Below are 17,455 nucleotides of genomic sequence, written 5' to 3' on the forward strand. Positions count from 1 at the left end.
GAACCTTTGCCGCAAGAGCCTGATTGAGCCGCTTGCCAAGATCGGCAATTTGCGCATTTTGCTCAACGTCCTTCGCCTCGCTGGCTTCGAGGGCCTGATTGAGTTTGGCTAGTTCCCTGCGGAGCGCAGCAATCTGGCTATTGAGGATGGTGACCTGTGACTGCGCCGCTGCCGAGAGTTTTTCTTCCTCTGACAGCTTGTCCTGCGACTGCAAATACAGGGCCTGCAACTCGGCAAGCCGAACATCCCGATCTTTGATGTCCTTCTGCGCGAGTACTGTTTGATCCTTCTCATCGGCAAGCCGGGCTTCAAGCTCCTTGCTGCGATCGCGGAGAGAACTGATTTCCGTATTCTTGTCCTCGAGTTTGCCAGCCATCTCGCTGACATCTTTTTCAAGTTTCTTGCGCATTTCCTCGAGGGTCGCAATGTCGCGTTTCAAGCTTTCAAGTTCGGCGAGGTTGGCCTTGACCGTTTTTTCGCTAACCGACAGCTTTTCCTCGATTTCAGCGCGGGCCGATTTGGCCGCTTCCGTTTCTTTCTTCTGTTCCCGAAGAAGGACGGTGAGCTTGTCGCGTTCTTCCTCCGCCGACAGGGCGCGGCTTGAAAGGGTATCGAATTGAATGATGACGTTGTCGCGTTCTTCCTGCACCTTGGCAAGATCGACGTTCATCTGGCTAATCTGATCTTCAAGATTGGCGCTGGTCCGGCGTTCAAGGGCCAGCAGGTCGGATAGCTCGTTGACCTGCTGGTTGAGCTTTTCAAGTGCGGCATCGCGCCCCGAAAGGGCGGTCGACAGAAAGAATTGCGCAAGGACAAAAACCACTAGCAAGAAGATAATGACAAGCAACAGGGTCGTCAGCGCATCGACAAATCCCGGCCAAATCTCGTATGGAGCGCGTTGTCCGCGACGTCTACGAGCCATTACTCACTCCGTTCCTGAACGCGGGCACCAGATCAACCACGGCGGCTTTCTTCAGCAATGGCGGCGATGGTCCGCGTTAGCAGTTTGATGTCGCTGCGAATGTCCTGTACCACCTGTTCGCGCCCATCTGCGCTTTCCTCAAGCAGACGGACCATATGCACATCAAGATTACGCAAATGGTTACGACTGGCCTGGTCGAGACCCGCCTGATCACCGTTTTTGGCGATCCGTTCCAGCACCGGTTTGAGGTCCGTCTGGCTTTCCGCAAGTCGTATGAGCAAATCCTGCTCGGTCCGCATCTGGTCGGTGAGGGCGGCGAGCCGTTCACTCAGGTTGATCAGCGAATTTTCCGCCGAGCCCCGCTTGTCCTCATTGCGGGCGAGAGTGCGTTGCAGATTATTCAGACTTTCGCCCGTCTGTTCGAGCAGGGCCTGAACATAGGCCGGAACGCTCTGGTCGCCCTCGGAGATGATGGCGGAGCCGGCGCCGGAAAAGCGGGTGATCGATGTCAGCCATTCTTCCAGATCGGTGTAAAAGCGGTTCTGCGCCTGACCGGCCTGCATATCCAGAAAACCGAGAACGAGCGAGCCGGATAACCCGAACAGCGAGGATGAAAAGGCAACGCCCATGCCTTTGAGGGGCTGCTCAAGACCGATTTTCAGTTCGTCAAAAATCTTGGAGAAATCCCCGCCGCCGACATTCAGGGTTGAAATCGCACCACCGACAGAATCAACCGTTTGCAATAGTCCCCAGAAGGTGCCGAGCAGGCCCAGAAAAACGAGGACATTGATCAGGTAACGCGATATATCCCGGCCTTCGTCGAGGCGCGCCGCGATACTGTCCAGAATAGTATTCATGGTGACAGCGGTCAGGCGTACCGGTCCCTTGGTGTCGCCGATGATGGTCGCCAGCGGCCCCAGCAATTTCGGTCCGCGTGCCGCCGGCAAGGACGACTCGCGCCGCCGCAGGCTTTGCGTCCAGTTAATGTCATAGCGAAGGATAATCACCTGTCGGAAAATAAACAGGATACCAAAAAGAAGGACAAAAAGGATCAGGCCGTTAAGCGGGGGATTGGCAACAAAGGCAGTTTGTATTTGCTGATAAAGCAGACCTGCAATGACAACGACAACCGCCAGGAAAATCCCCATTCGGATGAGGTAGCGGTTTGGCTTCTTGATATTCGGCGTTCCAGCCAGACTTTGAGGTTCAACGTTTGAATAAGTTGTCATGATTACCGTGCAATTAAGACCAGGTCAACGCGATCAGCCGGGCCTTGGCCTTCGGGTTCACCAAGTGCGCGTACTTCAATTTTTCTGTTTTCAATACCCATATCCATCAGTTTTGACCGAACGGCAAGCGCCCTGCCAAGTGACAGTCGGCGGGCGGCACTGACACTGTTGCCGGTGCCGTAAGCAAAGAGCTGGAGAACCTGTCCGTCGCTGCCTTTCATCTTGTCAATAATAGCTTGAATAACATCTCCGGCCACATCCGGCAACGCCGTTTCCCCTGCGTTAAAAAGGATGCTGTCCGATTTACCGTAGTTCGGTAATTTGGCAGAAGATATCGGGGAAGTTGGTTGTCTGGCGGCGGCAACAGCTATTTCCTTGTCCACTGCGCCGGATGGCGGGCCTTTCTCTTCAGCCGCGCGGTCAGCTGTGTTCTCTGCGAGACCCTTAGTGCTGACCTCAATATCATCAAGGCCGGACAACGGGATTGTCGGCTTGGCGGGGGTCGGCAAGGGCACAGGGACGGCTTTCGAGGCGGGCGAGACATTCTGATTGCCTGTCGCACCTGTATTTTCCGGCAGTTTGGCAAATTTAACCGGCGGCTTCGGGACTGGTTTTGATGCGAGCAGAGACGGCTTTATCCGGGGCGTGACAATTTTCGACGAAGTCTGGAGATTCTGGCTATTCCCGGTTACGCTTCCCGCCAGATCAGCAAGGGCGGGAGTGTATCCGCCAGCGCAGATAAGCAGGGTTGCAACCAGACTTGCGATTGTCCGGCGCCTTTTTGGTCCCGTCATACTCACCGTCATCTTACCTCCATTCAGGGTATCTCTCCGGCCGGTACTGTATGAGCAACCTACTGCGCTCTACCAAAATCTGCCAGTTGAAAATATCCAATGTATAGACTGGTCGCCTCATGTCAGCACAATACTGCAGGCGCCTCCACGTCACAATCACTTAGTTAGTTGCGCACGGTAGTCAACGACAGACTGCGAATATCGGACCGGGCGGATGCGGCTCGCTTTATTTTGAGAGCCGGTTTTTCCGGAGAATATCCATCATCGCGTTATTGATACCGCTATTCGTTGCCAGGATATCACCTTTTTCGAGCATTTTCTCACCACCGTCGAGTTGGGAGACTAGGGCTCCTGCTTCGCGGGCGATGATGATGCCAGCGGCCATATCCCACTCGGACAGATTACGTTCCCAGAAACCATCGAAGCGTCCGGCGGCGACATAGGCGAGATCAAGCGCGGCTGCCCCAAACCGGCGGACACCGGCGGAGACTGCCATGACACTCGCCAGTTCCTTCAGGAATTTTTCGTGATCGGCGACGCCCGTAAAGGGGATTCCGGTGGCCAGAATGCAATCGGCCATGCGTGTTCGGCTTGAAACCCGAAGGCGGCGGTCGTTCATAAAGGATCCGACGCCCTTTTCTGCCCAGAACAGTTCGTCCTTTACCGGGTCGAGAATGATGCCGGCAATAACCTCTTTACCGGCCTTGACGCCGATGGAAATGGCGAAATGGGGGATGCCATGAAGGAAATTCGTTGTCCCGTCGAGGGGGTCAACAACCCAGTAATGTATGCCGTCCTTGGATTCGACGAAGCCGCCCTCTTCAAGAATAAAGCCGAATTCGGGCCGCAGGCGGCCGAGTTCTTCGCGTAACGTCGCCTCAGCGGACAAATCCGCCTGACTGACGAAGTCTGCAGGTCCTTTGCGCGAAACCTGCAAATGCTCGACTTCATTAAAATCGCGCAGCATTTTGCGCGCAGCCTTGCGGGCAGAAAGTTCCATCGCATTTATGAGGGCGGATTTTCTCGCCATGTTCAATTACCTGATAAAATTCTCGGGTGACTGTAACGGCCCGATTAATCCGCTCGTTTGAGATACTCAGTTGTTTCCGTATTTACAATGATTTTCTCGCCCACACCGCAGAATGGCGGCACCATAATACGGACACCGTTTTCAAGAATGGCAGGTTTGTAGGAGGAGGCGGCGGTTTGCCCTTTCACGGTTGGTTCCGTCTCTGTGATTTCAAGAATTACCTGCTCGGGCAGGATCACCGTCAGCGGGCTTTCCTCGTGAAATTCGATTTCCACATCCATGCCGTCCTGAAGATAAACCGCTTGCTCGCCCACCATGTCCCGGTTAAGGGAGACCTGCTCATAGGTATCGGTATCCATGAAAGTCAACAGACCCCCATCTTCAAACAGGAACTGGTATGGTTTTTGTTCGAGGCGGACCTTATCGACGGATTCTGAGGCGCGAAAACGCTCGTTTAGTTTTGTGCCATCGCGCAGGTTTTTAAGCTCCACCTGCAGATAGGCGCCGCCTTTGCCCGGTTGGGTATGCTGGATCTTGATTGCAACCCAGAGGCCGCCCTTATGCTCAATGACATTGCCGGGACGAATGGCATTTCCGTTTATTTTCATGGTTGAACTCTGCTCACTCTAGGTTAAAAAAACTGGCTGGACCCTAACAAGTTGCGAGGGCCTTATCAATCACGCGATTGAAGGCTCTGACGGCCGCTTCCGGGCCCTCCGCAAATTCCCAAACGCCGGCCGATACCGCCAGGAAATCAGCGCCGCCGACGATCAGGGCGGCGGCATTCTCAACGGTAATTCCGCCAATTGCCACCGACGGGATTTCAACCATGCTCGACCACCATTCAAGCAGCTCCAGATCGGCCGCTACCGTGGGCGACTTGGTGGTTGAGGGGTAGAAAGCACCGAAGGCAACATAATCGGCACCACTTTCGGCGGCCTCGATCGCAAGATCCCGGGAGTTCTTGCAGGTTACCCCAATGATCGCATCTGGTCCCAAAATAGTGCGCGCCTCGCGGTAGGGCATATCGTCCTGACCGATATGGACGCCATCAACCCCGAGATCTCGTGCTAACGCGACATCGTCGTTGAGAAGAAAGGCGACGTTTGCTGCCTCCGCGATCGGCCGGAGGCGAAGAACGGTATCGCTGATTTCTGCCACCGAACTATTCTTGAGACGTAGTTGGAAACAGGCGACGTCCCCCCCGGCGAGGGCATTTTTAAAGGCAATTTCAAATGCGTTTAGGTCAATCTCGGATGGGGAGATCAAGTAGAGGCGGGTGCGGAATGTGTCTGCTTCCGAAGGGGTCGGCATTGGGGCTATTCCATATCGCTGTTATATTCGCCATCGCGGGCGGCACTGGTCAGTTTTGCGCGATGCAGGAACGCCTTCTGCGCATCGGCAACATTCTCCGGCTTTCCTTGCCAGACCGACAGGGCCGAGGCCTGAAGGGCGCGGCCGAAGGAATAGCTGATCTCCCAGGGAAATTTGTCCATCATGTTCATGGCATTCAGATGTGTCGTTGCCTGCATCTCGCTCTGCCCACCGGACAGAAAGACGATGCCGGGCACCGCCGCCGGGACAGTCTGCCCGAAACAATAGAGGGTCTTTACAGCGACTTCCTCGACTTCCGCCTGGATCGGGCAAGTGTCACCAGACACCACCATGTTCGGCTTGAGCAGCATCTGCTCAAGAACGACGCGTTGCTTATAAAGTTCGTCAAAAACGGTTTTGAGCATCGTTTCCGTGACCGCATAGCATTCGTCGATATTATGATTGCCATCCATCAAGACTTCCGGCTCGACGATGGGAACGATGTTCGCCTCCTGACAGAGCGCGGCATAGCGGGCGAGAGCATGGGCGTTGGTATCGATGCAATATTGACTGGGCGCACCGTCACTGATGCTGATGACCGCCCGCCATTTGGCGAAACGGGCGCCGAGAGTATAATACTCAGCAAGGCGCTCGCGCAGGCCATCAAGCCCCTCGGTCACCAACTCGCCTTCGGAAAAGGCAAGTGGCTTTGCCCCCATGTCGACCTTGATGCCGGGAATTATCCCGCGATCATTGAGAACTTCCGTAAACGGACGGCCGTCACTGGCCTTCTGGCGCAGGGTCTCATCATAGAGTATGACGCCGCTAATATAATCGCCAACCCCGTCAGCGGTGAAAAGCAATTCGCGGTAATCGCGGCGGCTGTCCTCGGTACTCGCTGTATTTATGCTGTCGAGGCGCTTCTTGATGGTGCCGGTGCTCTCATCGGCGGCAAGGATCCCTTTGCTGGGCGCAACGAGCGCCTTTGCAATGTCTTCCATGTCCATTTCATCCATGTTCTTCCTCCGATGTTAGAATTTCAGCGATCAAGGGCGGCAACGCCCGGTAGCGTCTTCCCCTCCATCCATTCAAGGAAAGCACCGCCCGCTGTTGAAATATAGGTAAATCCGTTCGTGACACCGGCCTTGGCGAGTGCCGCGACCGTATCGCCGCCTCCGGCAACGGAAATCAGCTCGCTGCTTTGGGTGCATTTCTCCGCTTCCCTTGCTACCGCGACCGTGCCGTCGCCAAAAGGGTCAATCTCGAAAGCACCGAGTGGGCCATTCCAGATCAATGTCTTTGTGGAGTGGAGTCGGTCGTTCAGATATTGAACCGACGCCGGACCGGCATCAAGGATCATCTCATCCGCCGCCACATCGCCGATGTCGGCAATCCTGTGGGCGGCCCCTGCCTTAAATTCTTTTGCCAGAACCGCGTCTGTCGGCAGGATGATGCCGCATCCCACGGTCTTCGCCTTCGCAAGGATATCTGACGCAGTGCCGGCGAGGTCATGCTCACAGAGCGACGCGCCAACATTGACGCCCTTGGCATTCAGGAAAGTATTGGCCATGCCACCGCCGATGACAAGGCTGTCGACCTTCTCGATGAGATTGAATAGGAGGTCGAGCTTGCTGGAGATTTTCGCACCGCCGACAATGGCCATTACCGGCCGTGTGGGGTTTTCGAGAGCCGCTGTGAGCGCGGTGAGTTCCGCTTCCATATTACGCCCGGCAAAGGCGGGCAGGATATGGGCAATAGCCTCGGTTGAGGCATGTGCGCGATGAGAGCAGGAAAAGGCGTCATTGACGTATATATCCCCGGCGGCAGCCAGTTGCGCGGCAAATGCCGGATCGTTCTTTTCCTCTCCGGGATGAAAGCGCACATTTTCGGCGAGGAGAATATCCCCGAGGTTCATTTTTTTGACCTGTTCTGCTAACTCGGGTCCGATGCAGTCGTTAGCAAAAGTGATCGGTTGGCCAAGGCGGTCGGCGAGGCCTGCGACCACGGGCCGCAGGGACATTTCCGGCACGCGAGTTCCCTTTGGGCGACCGAAATGGCTGAGAATAACAATTCTGGCCTGTTTCCTTGCCAATTCCTGTAATGTCGGGATGATCCGTTCAATGCGGGTGAAATCGGAAATCTTTCCGTCTTCCATCGGCACATTCAGATCGAGGCGAACGAGAACGGTTTTCCCCTTTGCTTCCAGATCATCAAGGGTCTTGAAAGCGACCATTCCGCTCACTCCGTTCTTAACTACAGCTCATCCGGCATTCGTCATGGCAATAGCCGTATCGCTCATCCGGTTCGAGAATCCCCATTCATTATCATACCAACTCAGAATTCGGACAAATGTTCCTTCAATCACCTGCGTCTGAGTCAGGTCGAAAGTTGAACTGGCCGGATTATGGTTGAAGTCGATGGAGACCAGCGGTTCGTCGTTGATATCCAGTACGCCTTTTAGCCGACCCTTTGAGGCCTCAATGATCGCAGCATTGATTTCCTCAACTGAAGTGGACCGCCCGGCAACAAAGGAGAGGTCAATCATCGAAACATTCGGTGTCGGCACCCGGATCGAGGTGCCATCCAGCTTGCCAGCAAGTTCCGGTAGCACCAGTCCGACCGCCTTGGCCGCGCCGGTCGACGTCGGGATCATTGACATGCCAGCGGCCCGTGCCCGGTGCAGATCGGAATGCAAGGTATCAAGGACCGGCTGGTCGCCAGTGAAGGCATGTACGGTGGTCATGAAACCATGCTTCAGCCCAACGGCATCATTAAGGACTTGGGCTACCGGTGCCAGACAGTTCGTGGTGCAGGAAGCATTGGAAACAACCGTGTGGCTGGCGGTCAGCTTGTCATGATTGACGCCATAGACGACGGTCATGTCGACTTCTGTTCCGGGGGCGGAGATCAGGACTTTTTTGGCACCTGCCTTTAAATGCGCGGCGGCCTTGTCGCGATGTGTGAACAGGCCTGTGCATTCAAAGGCGATATCCACCTTCAGATCGCCCCAAGGCAGATCGGCCGGATTACGTTCTGCCGTCACCTTTATCGGTCCGCGGCCAAGATCAATTGTATCGCCGGAAACAGTGACGGTTCCGGGATACCGGCCATGGACGCTGTCATATTTTAGCAGATGGGCATTCGCTTCCACCGAACCCAGATCGTTTATGCCGACGACCTCGATGTCGGTACGACCGGACTCATAGATCGCCCGCAGAATATTCCGTCCAATACGCCCAAAACCGTTAATTGCTACACGAACAGCCATTTTCCTTCACTCCTGATTTTTCGATTAAGCAGTCTGCACACTGCCTGCACCCATATTTAAACTTTGTTTTTGACGGCGGCAACAATCGCGTCCGCGGTGATGCCAAAATGTTTATAAAGATCTTCCGCCGGAGCGGATGCGCCAAATGAGTTGATGCCGATAAACACGCCGTCGGTCCCTATATATTTTTCCCAGCCCATGGAACAACCCGCCTCAATGGCAATGCGGAATGTATCAGCGCCGAGAGTTTTGTTTTTATAGGCCTCGTCCTGTTGATCGAAAAGCTCCCAACTGGGCATCGAGACAACGCGGCTGCCGATACCGGAGCCTTCAAGAAGCTTTTGCGCCTGAACCGCAATCGAGACCTCAGATCCAGTGGCAATGATCGTCACCTTGGCATCCAGGTTGGAAGCAGCGAGTTCGTAGCCGCCACGGGAACAAAGATTTTCATCCGTATGGTTTTTGCGCAGTAACTTAAGACCCTGACGACTGAGAGATAATATGGACGGTGTTGATTTCGCCTCAAGTGCCAGTTGCCAGCATTCCGCCGTTTCCACCGCGTCCGCGGGACGGAATACGTTGAGGTTCGGTATTGCCCTGAGCGCGGCCAGATGTTCGACCGGTTGATGGGTGGGGCCGTCCTCACCAAGGCCAATGGAATCATGAGTCATTACATAAATCACTCGCTGCTCCATCAGGGCCGACAGGCGAATCGCCGGACGCGCGTAGTCCGTGAACACCATAAATGTGCCGCCATAAGGAATGAAGCCCTTGTGCAGCGCGATGCCGTTCATGATCGCGGCCATCCCGAATTCGCGCACGCCGTAATAGATATAGCGGCCCGAGAAATCCTTCTGGTTGATCGGCTGCATTCCCGGAGTCTGCGTGAGATTGGAGCCGGTTAGGTCGGCCGAGCCACCGATGGTTTCACTGATGGTTTCGTTGATGATTTTCAAGGCTTCCTGGCTGGATTTTCGCGTTGCCCAGCCGGGCGCCTCTTCACTCAGTCCTTGTTTATAGGTGCAGATGGTATCATCGAAGTCAGCGGGAAGGTCACCTGAGAGACCCCGGTTGAACGCCGAGCGTTCCTCTTCCTCCAATGCGTCGAGGTTTTTCTCCCATTCGGCGGAGAGGCGCGCGCCCTTGGTTCCAACCGTGCGCCAGCAATCAAGGATCGTATCGGGGATCTCGAAGGGGGCATAGGGCCAACCAAGTTCTTTTCGGGCCAGGGCAATTTCGTCGGCACCCAGTGGCGCGCCATGAGCCCCGGAGGTTCCTTGCTTGTTGGGAGCCCCGAAGCCGATGGTTGTCCGGCAAGCGATCATTGAGGGCTTGCTGGTCGATTTTGCGGCTTCAATTGCCTTTTCTATCTGTCCGGCGTCATGGCCATCCACGGACTGCACATCCCAGCCCATCGCCTCGAACCGTTTCTGCTGATCGTCGGAGACGGACAGTTCGGTTGCGCCGTCGATGCTGATATTATTGTCATCCCAGAGAACAATCAGCTTGCTCAGAGCAAGATGCCCAGCGAAGGAGAGGGCTTCGTGGCTCAAACCCTCCATCAGGCAGCCGTCGCCGGTGATGACATAAGTATAATGGTCGACAACAGTCTTGAAACGCGCGGCCTGCATCCGTTCAGCGAGGGCCATACCCACAGACATGCCCAGTCCCTGACCGAGCGGGCCGGTCGTTGTCTCGATGCCATCGGCATGGCCATATTCAGGATGCCCGGCGGTTCTGGACCCCAATTGACGGAAATTCTTGATTTCCTTCAGGGTCATGTCCTTGTACCCGGTCAGGTACAGGAGCGAATAGAGCAGCATCGAGCCGTGCCCGGCGGACAGGATAAAGCGGTCGCGGTCGGGCCAATGCGGGTTCGCCGGATCAAATTTCAGAAATTTCGAAAAAAGGACAGTGGCAACATCGGCCATTCCCATGGGCATGCCCGGATGACCGGAGTTGGCCTGCTGGACGGCATCCATGGAGAGGGCGCGGATGGCATTCGCCATGTCATTATGCTTGGTCGAGTTTGGCGACGTCTTAAGCCCGATTTTGTTCATGCTTGGCTCATCTTTATCCACCAGTTCATCATTTTTCGTTCAGACACAGTTATTGCTATCTAGGGTAATCATGCAAATACTAAGGTCTTCAGATTGCTGGTGCCCACGTTGGGTTGGTTTCAGTTCGCATCAGTGATTCATGTCAGTCCGCGTATTTCCGGCGGAAATTTGTTCCGCAGGTCCTGCTCCCGGTCGGGACAGCCACAGGGCCATCTTTTAGGAATCGAGGGGAAGATGCCGCCCAATAACCGGTACGTCAACCGCTTAGTTGCTGTTAATCGGGGGAATCGGGATAAAAGCGCATCAAGCAATTGTGTTGACGAGCGTTACGGCATGATCGTATTGTCATGGGTGAGGGATTTCTGGTAACTGATCATAACCAATGTGAAAAAGTCTGATGGGGAATTTGGATAACAGCGAATCGAGAATGGAAGCCGCATTATTACGGCTTGAAAAAGCGGCTGCCTCGATCAGCACGGAACATCTGCGGGGCAATTTGTCGGCAGATACCGACGAACTTGCCGCAGAAAATGCGGCGCTGAAGCGCGAACTCGAAACACTAACGAAAAAATACGAGTCCTTGAAACAGAAGACGGAGATGGTCTCGGGGCGTCTTGATCACTCCATTGAACAGCTCAGCATGATACTGGAGCAATAAGATGACGTCATTGACAGTCAAGGTAAATGGCAGACCCTATCCTATTATCTGCGGGGACGGGGAAGAGGAGCATCTGGAATATCTTGCTGAGTTTGTCGATAAGAAAGTTCAGGACCTGGCGACATCGATCAGCAATGCTAGCGAAGGCCAACTATTATTAATGGCCTCCCTTTTGATCGCCGATGACCTGTCGCAGGCCTATGAGACAATCGAGAAGCTTCGGGACGGCGGGGCCGAGGCGAGCGTCGGCACCGATACGACTGCCTGGGCGGAAAAAATTGAGGCTATTGCACGTAAGCTCGAAAGTGCCTAAATAGGGATGGAGTGTTGTACTGGCTTGTGCGTTAGACGAATGACATCCTGGGGCCAATAACGAAATCCTGGGAACTGATCCCTGTCTGGACCGTGGTCCTAGCATATTGGTGCCCACCTGACTTGTCAGGCCACAGAGATTTCCACGCGTCGACGGCTATGTTGGTGCAGCACTTTTTATTTTATTTCTGATTGTAATCCTGTTATTTCAACCTTGAAAAACCGCCTGTGACCCCATCCCTTGCAGAACAAAAGCAGATGCAGCGCGAGCTGGCTTTTGCGACGCGCAGGGCAGTAGATGCGGACGATGCTGGCGATAGGGCGGCAGACCTTTTTCTGGCAAATTTTGCATCGCTTGAAAAAACCATCGTCTCCCTTTACTGGCCGCTCGGATCTGAACTTGATACGCGGCCGTTGCTTCATCAACTGCATGAGCGGGGGGCCATTTGCGCGCTGCCGGTCGTAGATCGTAAAGATCATCCGCTTCGCTTTCGGGCCTGGGAGCCGGATACCGTTCTCGAGCCGGGATCGTTCAAGACTCTCGTGCCATCAAAAAGTGCCAAATTTCTGACGCCCGCCGTTGTCGTCATCCCTTTCCTTGCATTTGATGCTGATGGTTATAGACTGGGATACGGGGGCGGATTTTATGATCGCACCCTGGATAAGCTGCGGTGGGAGCAGGGATGTCTCGCCGTTGGCTTCGGCTATGCGGCGCAACAAGTAGCCAAGGTTGTCACCGACCCGTTTGACCAGAAACTCGACTGGGTGGTGACGGAAGAATATGTTAGGAAAATAACGTGAAAATCCTTTATTTCGGGGATGTTGTCGGTCGCGCGGGCCGGGATGTTCTGGTTGGCAGGTTGCCGGAAATACGCCAGCGGCTCAGTGTTGATTTCGTCGTCGCTAATGGCGAGAATGCCGCTGGCGGGTTCGGCATCACCGAAAAAATCGCCGAGGAATTCTATGGTGCGGGCGTCGATTGCATCGTTTTGGGCAATCACAGTTTCGACCAGAAGGAGATAATGCCCTATCTGGAAAAGGACGCAAGAATGCTTCGTCCGCTCAATTACCCAAAAGATACCCCCGGCCGTGGGGCCAGTGCCTTCAAGATCCGGAGCGGGAAAAGCATTCTGGTGATGCAGGTTATGGGGCGGTTGTTCATGGATCCGCTCGATGATCCTTTTGCCGCCGTGGAAAAGATGCTGGCAACGGCAAAACTCGGAAAGAAATACGACGCCATCCTTGTTGATATCCATGGCGAGATCACGTCTGAGAAAATGTCCATGGGGCATTTCTGCGACGGCCGGGTATCGGCGGTGGTCGGCAGCCATACTCATGTCCCGACGGCGGACGCCCAGATATTTCCGGGTGGCACCGCCTATCAGACTGATGCGGGTATGTGCGGCGACTATAATTCAGTAATCGGCATGGAAAAGGATGAGCCGCTTCGCCGTTTCACCCGGAAAATCGCGGGTGGGCGCTTCACGCCGGCAACCGGGGAGGGAACGGCCTGCGGTATTTTTATTGAAACGGATGATAAAACCGGCCTCGCCAAATATATCGCGCCGCTCAGGGTTGGCGGTCGATTGATTGAATGCTGGCCGGAGACGGCGTAACTTCGGTTTCGTCATAAAAAGGACGTGCCTCTTGCTGGCGGATCGGCTACAAACGGCATCAACTGTAAATATCGGGACAAGGTCGAGAGACGAAATATGGCGGGACATTCACAATTCAAGAACATCATGCATCGCAAGGGCGCCCAGGACAAGAAGCGGGCGAAGATCTTTGCCAAGCATATTCGCGAGCTGACTGTGGCGGCGAAATCGGGTCTCCCGGATCCGGCCATGAACCCGCGCCTCAGAAGTGCCATTTCGGCCGCCCGCAGTGATAATATGCCCAATGACAATATCGATCGGGCGATCAAGCGGGCTTCGGGGGAGGGCACTGGCGAGGTCTATGAGGAAATTCGCTATGAAGGTTATGGCCCCGGCGGGGTTGCCGTCATTGTCGAAACCCTGACGGACAATCGTAACCGGACCGCGGCGGACGTGCGCGCGGCCTTCACCAAGTCCGGCGGCACCTTGGGGGAAACCGGGTCGGTTGCCTTTATGTTCGACCGTATCGGGCAGGTTATCTTTGAGGCCGCGGATATCAGCGGTGAAGACATGTTCGAAGCGGCGCTTGAGGCGGGTGCGGAAAATGTTGAGAGCGACGGTCAGATACACGAGGTGACCTGCGCGCTTGAGGATTTTAACGATGTGCGCGACGCGCTCGAGGAGAAATTCGGAAGCCCGCGTGAAGCGGGCGTCGTCTGGAAACCGCAAAATACTATCCCTGTAGAGACCGAGGATCTGGCGGGATCGATTTTCAAGCTGGTGGATGTGCTCGAAGATAATGACGATGTGCAGAGAGTATCGGCGAATTTTGATATTCCTGAAGAGATTATGGAAAAGCTGGACGGGTAAACCTGAAAGGATCGTCGTTCGACATGCGTTTATTGGGGCTGGATCCGGGACTTCGTCATACTGGCTGGGGAATAATCGAGGTGGAGGGAAATGCGCTTCGCCATCTCGCCAATGGGGCCGTTTCTTCGGACGGGTCCTTTGATCTGGCTAGGCGGCTTGTCCAGCTTTTTGAGGGTATCCAGAAAGTCATCGTCGACTGGGCCCCGGATGAGGCCGCGGTCGAGGAGACGTTTGTCAACAAGAACCCGGTTTCAACGTTAAAGCTCGGACAGGCGCGCGGGATTGCGCTGCTGGTACCGTCGCTGCACGGCCTCGCGGTCGAGGAATATGCTCCCAACAAAATCAAGAAATCCGTTGTCGGCGCCGGTCATGCCGGGAAAGATCAGATTCACGCCATGGTCGGGATGCTGCTGCCCGGCTGTGTCATTTCCAATGAACATGCCGCGGATGCGCTTGCCGTCGCCATCTGTCACGCCCATTACGCGGGCACCAACAGAAGTTTAAAGAAAGCCACGATGATGGCGGGACGGGCGCCGTGATTGCCAAACTCACTGGAAAGCTCGATGATATCGGCGAGGACTGGATCGTTGTTGATGTCGGTGGCGTCGGCTATCTCGTATTCTGTTCCGGCCGTACCCTTCGCCATTTGCCTGAAAAAGGCGGGCTCGTCAGCCTTTATATTGAAACCCATGTGCGCGAAGATCACATTCACCTGTACGGATTTGAGGGCGTCACCGAACGAGCCTGGTTCCTGCTTCTGCAAACCGTGCAGGGGGTTGGGGCCAAGGTTGCCCTCGGTGTCCTCTCGCTTTATGACGGCAACGAACTGACGCAGATTGTCGCTGCCGCGGACAAGTCGGCGCTGACCCGTGTTTCTGGAGTCGGGCCGAAGGTCGCCGCGCGGATTACGGCGGAACTCAAGGACAAGGTCGCAAAAATGGATCTGGGACCGGCCGTGCTCGGGCTTGGGACCGACAGCAAGCCAGTTGCCGCCCCGGCACAGGCCGCGGCCGGGGATGCGGTCTCCGCCTTGGTCAATCTTGGATATGGCCGGACCGAGGCCTTCGGTGCGGTGGCGGCGGCGGGCCGGGCCCTTGGCGCTGAGGCGACGGTTGAAGCCCTGATCACGGCCGGTTTGAAGGAGCTTGCCGCATGACCGAGGACCGGCTCGTAAGCTCCGCAGCGGCGGATCAGGAGGAAATGGAAACCCAGTTCCGGCCGCAGGTCATGAACGACTTTATTGGCCAGAAGCAGGTTCGCGACAACCTGAGTGTCTTCATCCGGGCGGCAAAATCCCGTGGGGAAGCCCTTGATCATGTGATGTTTTTTGGCCCCCCCGGCCTTGGCAAGACGACGCTCGCACAAATTGTTGCGCGGGAACTTGGTGTCAATTTCCGGGCGACAGCAGGGCCGGTAATCACAAAGGCGGGCGATCTGGCGGCGTTACTGACCAATCTTGACAAGAATGATGTCCTGTTTATCGATGAAATTCACCGATTGAGTCCGGCGGTAGAGGAAATCCTCTATCCGGCGATGGAGGATTTCCATCTTGATCTGATCATCGGTGAGGGACCGGCGGCGCGCTCAGTTCGCATTGATCTACCTCCCTTCACCCTGGTCGGCGCAACAACACGATCAGGATTGATCACTACTCCCCTCAGGGAGCGGTTCGGAATTCCGCTGCGGATGAATTTTTATGAGCCGGAGGAACTGAAATTGATCGTCGCGCGGGGCGCGCGGGTCCTCGGCCTCACCTTAACTGAAGACGGTGCCATTGAGATTGCCAATCGCAGCCGGGGAACTCCTCGCGTTGCCGGGCGTTTGCTACGTCGGGTCCGGGATTTTGCCTCGGTCGCGGGGGCAGATATTGTGGACGCGGTCAAGGCCGATGCGGCGCTTAACCGGCTGGAGGTGGACAAACGCGGACTGGATTCCATGGACCGGCGATATCTTGGCCGTATCGCTCACGACTTTGGCGGCGGTCCGGTTGGTGTGGAAACGCTTTCGGCCGCGCTGTCAGAGCCGCGTGACGCGATTGAGGATATTATTGAGCCCTACTTGATCCAGCAGGGATTTTTGCAGCGGACGCCGCGCGGACGGATGCTGACGCAGGCGGCCTTTGACCATCTGGGCCTGCCGTTCCCAAAGGAAGTTGGCGTCCAGCTTACGCTTATGGAAGATGAGGACAATAATGACTGAGGTGACAATGCTCGGCCGGTTCGAGGCGGGTCCGGGCGGGACACAGCATATATTTCCGGTGCCGGTCTATTGGGAAGATACCGACGCCGGCGGGATCGTTTATTATGCGAATTATCTCAAATTCACCGAGCGGGCCCGCACAGACATGTTGCGCGGTCTCGGCATCAACCAGCAGGAAATGCTGCGCGAGGACGGGGCAAATTTTGTCATCCGTGCCTGTGAAATTGAGTATATCAAGCCCGCCCGGCTGGAAGACCAACTCGAAATCGTCACGGTTATCACCAGCCTTCGGGGCGCGTCGCTTCATATGCAGCAAGATGTCTGCTGTGAAGGCGAAATATTGGTAAAAACCACGGTACGAGTAGCCTGTCTGGGTGAAGACGGAAAGCCACAGCGTCTTTCTTCTGCCATAAATGACAAGTTTAATGCGATTCTAGGCTATTCGGGGTTACTCGCGCATACAACAGCCAAGGAAGACTAAATGGAAAAAGAAACTCTCGTCGTTGCCCAGAACTTGGGCGGCGGTGCTCATGATTTGTCAATGATCAATCTGTTTTTGCAGGCGGATATTGTTGTGCAGATTGTCATGATTGTCCTTATTCTCGCCTCGTTCTGGAGCTGGGCCATTATCATTGACAAGATCGTTCGCTTTCGCCGAGTAAGCGCTGATGCCGATGAATTTGAGAATGAGTTCTGGTCGGGCGGCAACCTCGAGGATTTGCATCGGCGTGTCGGCACCAGCCCCGATAACCCGCTTGCTATGTTGTTCTCGGCGGCGATGAAGGAATGGTCGCGCTCGACGGAAAAAGGTCTTGGAAAGCATTCGCATACGGGCTTACAGGCGCGTATACACCAGGTCATGAGGGTCACCATAGATCGGGAAATGGACAGACTGGAAAAATATCTCGGATTTCTGGCGACCGTCGGCTCGACCGCCACATTTCTCGGCCTGTTCGGCACGGTCTGGGGTATTATGAACAGCTTCCAGTCAATTGCGGCGACCAAGGACACCAGTCTTGCGGTTGTTGCTCCCGGTATCGCCGAGGCTCTGTTTGCTACGGCGCTCGGGCTGGTTGCGGCAATTCCGGCGGTTGTCGCCTATAACAAATTCACCAATGACTTACAGCGCATCATCACGCGCCTTGAAGGGTTTGCCGGTGAATTTTCTGCCATTCTATCCCGCCAACTCGATCTTGACGACTGA

At 55.3% G+C, this 17,455-nt stretch carries 19 protein-coding genes and 1 pseudogene; 10 read left to right on the forward strand and 10 right to left on the reverse strand.

The genetic code is table 11. The annotated features are described in order from the left end of the window. The 10 genes and pseudogenes from ACESNI_RS12810 to tkt all read right to left on the reverse strand — a co-directional run. Positions 1-922, reverse strand: a pseudogene (locus ACESNI_RS12810) (chemotaxis protein); the annotation flags it as partial. Between the two features lie 32 nt (positions 923-954). Next, a complete protein-coding gene (locus tag ACESNI_RS12815; RefSeq protein ID WP_373087399.1) occupies positions 955-2,151 on the reverse strand; it encodes a flagellar motor protein MotA in 1,197 nt (398 codons plus the stop codon). A 2-nt stretch (positions 2,152-2,153) separates the two neighbouring features. Beyond that, positions 2,154-2,957: an OmpA family protein gene (locus ACESNI_RS12820; RefSeq protein ID WP_373087402.1), complete on the reverse strand. Its 804-nt coding sequence runs from the start codon at positions 2,955-2,957 to the stop codon at positions 2,154-2,156. Between the two features lie 214 nt (positions 2,958-3,171). Beyond that, positions 3,172-3,975 carry an inositol monophosphatase family protein gene (locus ACESNI_RS12825; protein ID WP_373087404.1) on the reverse strand — a complete coding sequence of 268 codons (804 nt, stop codon included), beginning with the start codon at positions 3,973-3,975 and terminating at the stop codon, positions 3,172-3,174. Between the two features lie 44 nt (positions 3,976-4,019). Then, entirely contained in the window at positions 4,020-4,583 is a 564-nt protein-coding gene (gene efp / locus ACESNI_RS12830) for an elongation factor P (protein ID WP_373087407.1), read from the reverse strand. A gap of 43 nt (positions 4,584-4,626) precedes the next feature. After that, complete coding sequence (gene thiE / locus ACESNI_RS12835; RefSeq protein WP_373087409.1) at positions 4,627-5,289, reverse strand: thiamine phosphate synthase; 663 nt, start codon at positions 5,287-5,289, stop codon at positions 4,627-4,629. A gap of 5 nt (positions 5,290-5,294) precedes the next feature. Continuing rightward, positions 5,295-6,305, reverse strand: coding sequence for a class I fructose-bisphosphate aldolase (locus ACESNI_RS12840; protein WP_373087411.1), 1,011 nt, complete (start codon positions 6,303-6,305; stop codon positions 5,295-5,297). A 23-nt stretch (positions 6,306-6,328) separates the two neighbouring features. Beyond that, entirely contained in the window at positions 6,329-7,522 is a 1,194-nt protein-coding gene (gene pgk, locus ACESNI_RS12845) for a phosphoglycerate kinase (protein ID WP_373087413.1), read from the reverse strand. A 27-nt stretch (positions 7,523-7,549) separates the two neighbouring features. Beyond that, a complete protein-coding gene (gene gap, locus ACESNI_RS12850; protein WP_373087416.1) occupies positions 7,550-8,557 on the reverse strand; it encodes a type I glyceraldehyde-3-phosphate dehydrogenase in 1,008 nt (335 codons plus the stop codon). Between the two features lie 56 nt (positions 8,558-8,613). Beyond that, complete coding sequence (gene tkt, locus ACESNI_RS12855; RefSeq protein ID WP_373087419.1) at positions 8,614-10,617, reverse strand: transketolase; 2,004 nt, start codon at positions 10,615-10,617, stop codon at positions 8,614-8,616. A gap of 427 nt (positions 10,618-11,044) precedes the next feature. On the opposite strand from tkt, the gene ACESNI_RS12860 reads away from it, so the two are divergent. From ACESNI_RS12860 to tolQ, 10 genes are all read left to right on the forward strand, one after another. Then, complete coding sequence (locus tag ACESNI_RS12860; RefSeq protein WP_373087421.1) at positions 11,045-11,275, forward strand: hypothetical protein; 231 nt, start codon at positions 11,045-11,047, stop codon at positions 11,273-11,275. A gap of 1 nt (position 11,276) precedes the next feature. After that, positions 11,277-11,588, forward strand: a complete 312-nt coding sequence (locus ACESNI_RS12865; RefSeq protein ID WP_373087423.1) for a cell division protein ZapA — start codon at positions 11,277-11,279, stop codon at positions 11,586-11,588. Between the two features lie 227 nt (positions 11,589-11,815). Continuing rightward, a complete protein-coding gene (locus ACESNI_RS12870) occupies positions 11,816-12,388 on the forward strand; it encodes a 5-formyltetrahydrofolate cyclo-ligase (protein ID WP_373087425.1) in 573 nt (190 codons plus the stop codon). Beyond that, complete coding sequence (locus ACESNI_RS12875) at positions 12,385-13,203, forward strand: YmdB family metallophosphoesterase (RefSeq protein WP_373087427.1); 819 nt, start codon at positions 12,385-12,387, stop codon at positions 13,201-13,203. Before ACESNI_RS12870 ends, ACESNI_RS12875 begins: the two co-directional genes overlap by 4 nt. A gap of 96 nt (positions 13,204-13,299) precedes the next feature. Further along, positions 13,300-14,052, forward strand: a complete 753-nt coding sequence (locus tag ACESNI_RS12880; protein WP_373087429.1) for a YebC/PmpR family DNA-binding transcriptional regulator — start codon at positions 13,300-13,302, stop codon at positions 14,050-14,052. Between the two features lie 23 nt (positions 14,053-14,075). Next, positions 14,076-14,591: a crossover junction endodeoxyribonuclease RuvC gene (gene ruvC / locus ACESNI_RS12885; RefSeq protein WP_373087431.1), complete on the forward strand. Its 516-nt coding sequence runs from the start codon at positions 14,076-14,078 to the stop codon at positions 14,589-14,591. Further along, complete coding sequence (ruvA, locus tag ACESNI_RS12890; protein ID WP_373087433.1) at positions 14,588-15,208, forward strand: Holliday junction branch migration protein RuvA; 621 nt, start codon at positions 14,588-14,590, stop codon at positions 15,206-15,208. Before ruvC ends, ruvA begins: the two co-directional genes overlap by 4 nt. Then, positions 15,205-16,251 carry a Holliday junction branch migration DNA helicase RuvB gene (ruvB, locus tag ACESNI_RS12895; protein ID WP_373087435.1) on the forward strand — a complete coding sequence of 349 codons (1,047 nt, stop codon included), beginning with the start codon at positions 15,205-15,207 and terminating at the stop codon, positions 16,249-16,251. Before ruvA ends, ruvB begins: the two co-directional genes overlap by 4 nt. After that, the gene (gene ybgC / locus ACESNI_RS12900; protein WP_373087438.1) at positions 16,244-16,732 is read left to right on the forward strand and encodes a tol-pal system-associated acyl-CoA thioesterase; all 489 of its coding nucleotides are present in this window, start codon (positions 16,244-16,246) and stop codon (positions 16,730-16,732) included. The genes ruvB and ybgC overlap by 8 nt, the downstream gene beginning before the upstream one ends. Then, on the forward strand, positions 16,733-17,455 hold the full coding sequence (tolQ, locus tag ACESNI_RS12905; RefSeq protein WP_373087440.1) for a protein TolQ: 723 nt from the start codon (positions 16,733-16,735) through the stop codon (positions 17,453-17,455).

The organism is Sneathiella sp. (assembly GCF_041689005.1).
GTDB lineage: Bacteria > Pseudomonadota > Alphaproteobacteria > Sneathiellales > Sneathiellaceae > Sneathiella.

Coding starts and splice junctions, on each gene's coding strand:
- ACESNI_RS12880 (WP_373087429.1), top strand. CDS start 13,300: ATGGCGGGACATTCACAATTCAAGAACATCATGCATCGCAAGGGCGCC.
- ruvB (WP_373087435.1), top strand. CDS start 15,205: ATGACCGAGGACCGGCTCGTAAGCTCCGCAGCGGCGGATCAGGAGGAA.
- ACESNI_RS12860 (WP_373087421.1), top strand. CDS start 11,045: ATGGAAGCCGCATTATTACGGCTTGAAAAAGCGGCTGCCTCGATCAGC.
- ruvC (WP_373087431.1), top strand. CDS start 14,076: ATGCGTTTATTGGGGCTGGATCCGGGACTTCGTCATACTGGCTGGGGA.
- efp (WP_373087407.1), bottom strand. CDS start 4,583: ATGAAAATAAACGGAAATGCCATTCGTCCCGGCAATGTCATTGAGCAT.
- ybgC (WP_373087438.1), top strand. CDS start 16,244: ATGACTGAGGTGACAATGCTCGGCCGGTTCGAGGCGGGTCCGGGCGGG.
- ACESNI_RS12825 (WP_373087404.1), bottom strand. CDS start 3,975: ATGGCGAGAAAATCCGCCCTCATAAATGCGATGGAACTTTCTGCCCGC.
- pgk (WP_373087413.1), bottom strand. CDS start 7,522: ATGGTCGCTTTCAAGACCCTTGATGATCTGGAAGCAAAGGGGAAAACC.
- thiE (WP_373087409.1), bottom strand. CDS start 5,289: ATGCCGACCCCTTCGGAAGCAGACACATTCCGCACCCGCCTCTACTTG.
- gap (WP_373087416.1), bottom strand. CDS start 8,557: ATGGCTGTTCGTGTAGCAATTAACGGTTTTGGGCGTATTGGACGGAAT.
- tkt (WP_373087419.1), bottom strand. CDS start 10,617: ATGAACAAAATCGGGCTTAAGACGTCGCCAAACTCGACCAAGCATAAT.
- ACESNI_RS12820 (WP_373087402.1), bottom strand. CDS start 2,957: ATGACGGTGAGTATGACGGGACCAAAAAGGCGCCGGACAATCGCAAGT.
- ACESNI_RS12865 (WP_373087423.1), top strand. CDS start 11,277: ATGACGTCATTGACAGTCAAGGTAAATGGCAGACCCTATCCTATTATC.
- ACESNI_RS12815 (WP_373087399.1), bottom strand. CDS start 2,151: ATGACAACTTATTCAAACGTTGAACCTCAAAGTCTGGCTGGAACGCCG.
- ACESNI_RS12840 (WP_373087411.1), bottom strand. CDS start 6,305: ATGGATGAAATGGACATGGAAGACATTGCAAAGGCGCTCGTTGCGCCC.
- tolQ (WP_373087440.1), top strand. CDS start 16,733: ATGGAAAAAGAAACTCTCGTCGTTGCCCAGAACTTGGGCGGCGGTGCT.